Origin of the sequence: Sphingobium sp. (assembly GCF_033795625.1) — a bacterium.
Classification (GTDB): domain Bacteria; phylum Pseudomonadota; class Alphaproteobacteria; order Sphingomonadales; family Sphingomonadaceae; genus Sphingobium.
On sequence record NZ_JARYGI010000074.1, the window covers coordinates 1 to 4,817 of the forward strand.

The 4,817-nt window shown below is 59.4% G+C and carries 2 protein-coding genes; both read left to right on the forward strand.

Annotation, left to right across the window (positions count from 1 at the left end):
• The first annotated feature begins 50 nt into the window (after positions 1-50).
• Positions 51-689 carry an LPO_1073/Vpar_1526 family protein gene (locus tag QHC67_RS18510; RefSeq protein ID WP_319296613.1) on the forward strand — a complete coding sequence of 213 codons (639 nt, stop codon included), beginning with the start codon at positions 51-53 and terminating at the stop codon, positions 687-689.
• Positions 690-1,492: 803 nt separating this feature from the next.
• Entirely contained in the window at positions 1,493-4,684 is a 3,192-nt protein-coding gene (locus tag QHC67_RS18515) for a TonB-dependent receptor (RefSeq protein ID WP_319296611.1), read from the forward strand.
• Positions 4,685-4,817: the final 133 nt, after the last annotated feature.

Consider the following 4,817-nt stretch of genomic DNA (forward strand, 5'->3'; position numbering starts at 1 on the left):
TGCCTCTTGCCCATTTCCAAACTCCTTCATAATCCAAAATAACAGAGATTCTGGACCACTCAGAAGGGGGCAGATCATGTGCAGAGCTAGCGTTTTGCTTCCTGAACGGAAGGACCCGCGCATTAAACGTCGTGAACTTGCCGCTGATGTACAGCGTACTGAACGAGCGCATTAATCCCTACATCGATAACATCTCACGATCCCATTCGTCTTACACGTATTTGGAAGCGCAGCGGTGCGCCACGGTATCCATAGGAGAACGTAACCTGCGCGATATACTCGGCGAGGAATATCCGGCCTTCTTTACCGGAGGGTTTTTAGCCGCTCAGCTAGGCGTCCATTCAGGTTACGCGGAGAATCCCGCTCTATTCCTTCCCGCCGTACATAATCCTGCCCATGTTCAAGCCAACGCAACTGACAAAGAAACTTGGGATCAAGTGTCTAAGACTAATGGGCTGCCCGACGATGTGCGGGAAACTGCATGGAACCTGACGATATCCGCGAGGCTTTCTCAAGATGAGATCATCGAGAAGTTCTCACCGCATGTGCCGCGGCTTTCAGATGCCTTTGACGCTTGGCAAGAGACCCCATTGAAGAACCTTCAACTCACGACCGTTGGAATCGCGATAGGACACGCACACGCCCGCAAATCGGGATTCGTTGCCGATTTAGGTATCTGGATCGATTAAGCCAGCTTGCCGTTGTACACCAACCTGCTACACAAACGCCCGCAACGTCCTTCCAAAACCCACGGTTTTCTGCGGTTTTCTAGTGGCTTCCGGCAATCCAGCCCTGTCCACCACATCCTATTGCAGGTCGGGTTCTCCGGAAAGCCGCTTAGCTCGCTTCCGCCCGAGGTTAGACACTTGTAATCGCCGCGATGTTCACCACGAGCATCTGCGGGGATCGTCCAGCGCCAGATTTTGACGCGGTGCCGCTCTCGCCGATGTTACCTAAGACACCAGCGACGAGCGTAATGTCTTCGCGGGAGCGTCATATTGGGAAGGCGACCTGTCAAATAGATCCTCTCCGCGATCAACGGAGCACTGGGGCATTCTGCTACAGAACGTGATAGCGCTATCAATCTTATGGCGAGCATGCCAACCGCTCCGGTGACTACCGCCCCTGTGCCGCCATCTACCAAGAACGCCTATGTTTGATCCTGCGAGGACGCCTTCAAATCCTTTGGAGGTGCTCCGCATGTCGATGGCGCAAGGACCGTGCCCGCTGCAACGATCGGGTCGGATACGGATCGATTTGCGGCCCGGCGCTCATTCACCCGTTTAGCGGTATCAGCTTTGCCTTGCGACAATGGTGACAATGCTGATCCACATTGCTGTCGCTCCTGCCTTTTTGCAGCAGATACTAGCCTAATCGTCGATAAGGATTGACGACTTCAAACTGATAGCGCTATCAAAACACACATCGCGAATCATGGCGACGACAGTACAGGCAGGCCTCGACGATTGGCCGCCTTCTTCGGAGAGGACGTATGGGGAAAATTCATTTTGTTCGTCGTGCAGGTTCGGTGTCTGCATTGTTGCTGGCCACAACTGCCTGGCCGGTTCTGGCCCAGACCGTAAACACCCCGACGCCGTCATCGAACAGCAGCGCTCAGGAGCCCGTTGGCGCGCCGACGCAAGAGGGTGCTGGACAGACGTCTCCGACAGCCATCGATTCCGCGAACCAGCCTCCCGCCGATCCGACCGCGACCGGATCGCAGGACATCGTCGTCACGGGCTTCCGCGCCTCGCTTCAGAGCCAGACCAACGCCAAGCGCAGTTCGGTCGGCTTTACCGACAGCATCTTCGCCGAGGATATCGGCAAGTTTCCAGATACCAACATCGCGGAATCGCTGAACCGCATTCCGGGCATCACCATCAGCCGCGAAGTCACGGGCGAAGGCGCGAACGTCGCCATCCGTGGCCTTGGTTCGGCCTTCACCCGCGTGCTGCTGAACGGCACGCCGGTATCCATCGCATCCGTCCGCTTCGAGGCGCAGGGCACCAATCGCGAAGTCGATCTCGACCTCCTGCCGACCGAATTGTTCACGCAATTGACCGTCAGCAAGTCGCCGGTAGCGAGCCAGTTGGAAGGTGGCGCGGCAGGCACGGTCAATCTTCGCTCCGCCCGCCCGTTCGACAATCCCAAGCCCTATATCAGCTACGGCCTTCAGGGTTCGAAGGTCAGCGGCGCGGAGAAATGGGGCTATCGCGGCCATGTCGTCGCCAGCGCGACTTTCGGTGACTTCGGCGTCCTCGTCGGCGGCGCTGCCGTGCGCAACAATTTCCGGGTCGATGGCTTTGAGACCATCGGCTGGACCAATCCCAATCTGACGCCTGCGCAGCGTACCAGCGGCACGGCGAACCCGACCGGCGGCGGCAACTTCACGATCCCGAGCGTGGTTCCGGCCAATGCGGGCAACGGCCTGATCCCGGGCACCGCCATCGACCAGGCATTCTTGCTGAGCCGGAATCCCAACGCGACCATCGATCAGATCGACAATGGCCTGATCCCTCGCCTTGGCCGCCCGAGGACGGAAATCGGCGATCGCACGCGCCAGAACTACATTGCGTCAGTCGAATGGCGTCCCAGCGATGCCCTGCATTTCTATATCGACGGCATGTACGGCAAACGGAAGACCGAATTCACCCGGACGGCGATGAACTGGGTCGGGCGCAACGGCGCGGCCATTCCGCTCAACACCACCTATGACCGGGCGGATTGCGTCACCGGCTGCGTCGTCACCGGCGGCACCTATGCCAATGCGCAGTTCTTCCTCGAATATCGCCCGTATAAGGACGACCAGGAATTCTACGGCGTCAACCCCGGCCTCGATTTCGTCGTGAACGACTGGATCAAGGGCGACATACAGGCGAACTACACGAAGAGCACGTTCCGCCGCGAAAGCCCGACGGTTCTGGTGATCACGCCGCCCAACAGCGGGGCTACGGTGACCTATGCGAATGACGGCGGCATTCCGTCTATCGCAACGAATGTCGACCTCAACAACCCTGCCAACTTCGGCTGGAACGGTAGCGGTCGCGTCAACCTGAACGGCGAGGAACGCTCGACCAAGACGAAGGGCGTCCGCGGCAGCCTGCTGTTCGGCGACGAGCGGCGATTCAGCGTTCGTGTGGGCGGCTCTTACGACGATGGACAGCGGCGGATTACGCCATTCGACAACACGAACCCATGGCAGAATGCGATCTGCGGCAATGGCCCCAGCGTTACGCTGCTCGCGCCCAACACCACCACGACGCCTTGCAATGGCCTCAACCAGCCGGGTGCGGTGGGCCAGCCCGGCTTCCTGCCAGGCTATGGCACTAACGCGACCGCAGGCGCACCGCCGATCACTTACGCAGGCTCGCTCATCCCGACCGCCGCAGTGCCAAGCTACCTGCTGCCGGGAAGCAATGGCTTCGTCACGGTGGATTGGGACAAGTTCAAGGGCGCGACCAATTATGACGCCCTGCTGGCTTCGGCTACCGAGACCGGCGCGTCGAGCAGCGGCGCGAATGGCGGCCTGATCCGGGAGAAGGTGACCGGCACCTTCGTCGAGGCCAATGGCATATTCGATGTCGGCGACAATGTGCTGCGTCTGAATGGCGGCCTGCGCTATGTGCGGACCGAGCAGATCGTCGGCGGCCGCGTCAGCATCCCCGATCCGCGCAACGTCTTGCCCGGAGGTGGGCAGCTTGCGGATGGCGGGCGCTATCCAAACATCCTGACCTTCCCAACCACGCGAGCGGTCTATTCGAACTTCCTGCCGTCGGCGAGCGTCGCCTTCGAATTCGCTGGCAAGGCGGTGGCACGCGCCTCCATCTCCAGGACGATGACGCGGCCCGATCCCAACCAGCTGCTGCCGGGTGCAAGCTTCGTTCAGCCCTCCGCAGACGTGGGCACTGTCGGTAACAATCAGCTCGACCCCTACATCTCGGATAATATCGATCTGGGCTTCGAATATTACACCGGCAGGGAGGGCGTGATCTCCGTCGCGGCGTTCCGGAAATCGATCAGCGGATTCACCGTGAACGGCCTGACCACAGTGCCATTCTCTTATCTCGACCAGTTCGGGATCAACTTCGAGTCATTGACCGAAGCGCAGCGGCTGGCGCTCATCTCACGCGCTGCTCCGGGTCAGGACCCGCGCAGCGTCACCATCGGCATCCAGCAGCAGGTTAATTCCGACGGTAAGTTGAAGGTGAACGGCCTTGAGTTCCAGGTTACCCAGCCGCTGGATTTCCTGACGAAATATGTCGGTGTGGAAGGGTTCGGCGTTCAGGGCAACCTGACGCTGATCGACCAGAAGGGAGAAGGCACCATCCCGCCGGTCGCACTTGGTGTGGCGCCGACGACCTACACCCTGACCGGCTATTATGAAGGCCACGGCATATCGAGCCGCCTGACCTACACGTACAATGAGGGATCGCAGTCATCCACGTTCAATCAGAACAACCTTCCGCAGGCTGCCATCTTCGGCCGCAGCTACTCGCAGCTCGACTTCTCGGGCAATGTCGATCTCTCGAAGATCTTCAATAACGATTACCTGCCGACTCTCGTCGTCAACGTCATCAATATCACCAAGGAAGCGCAAAGCTCTTACTTCCAGTTCCCGAACGCGACGTTCAACGAATATAATCCGGGACGCACCATACTTGTCGGTATTCGGGGCCGGTTCTAAGAGCGCGGCGCCCTAGCGGCTTCAACCTCCCCTTGAAGGTGGCTGACAGCGTCAGCCACCTGGGCACCTCTATCAACCTCGCGTTCTGACGCCTGTTTGGCAGCGGAGGGCTGATGAAGCGCTGCCTTTGCCA

Excerpts from the sequence above, each read along its gene's own strand:
- QHC67_RS18515 (WP_319296611.1), top strand. The coding sequence starts at position 1,493 with ATGGGGAAAATTCATTTTGTTCGTCGTGCAGGTTCGGTGTCTGCATTG.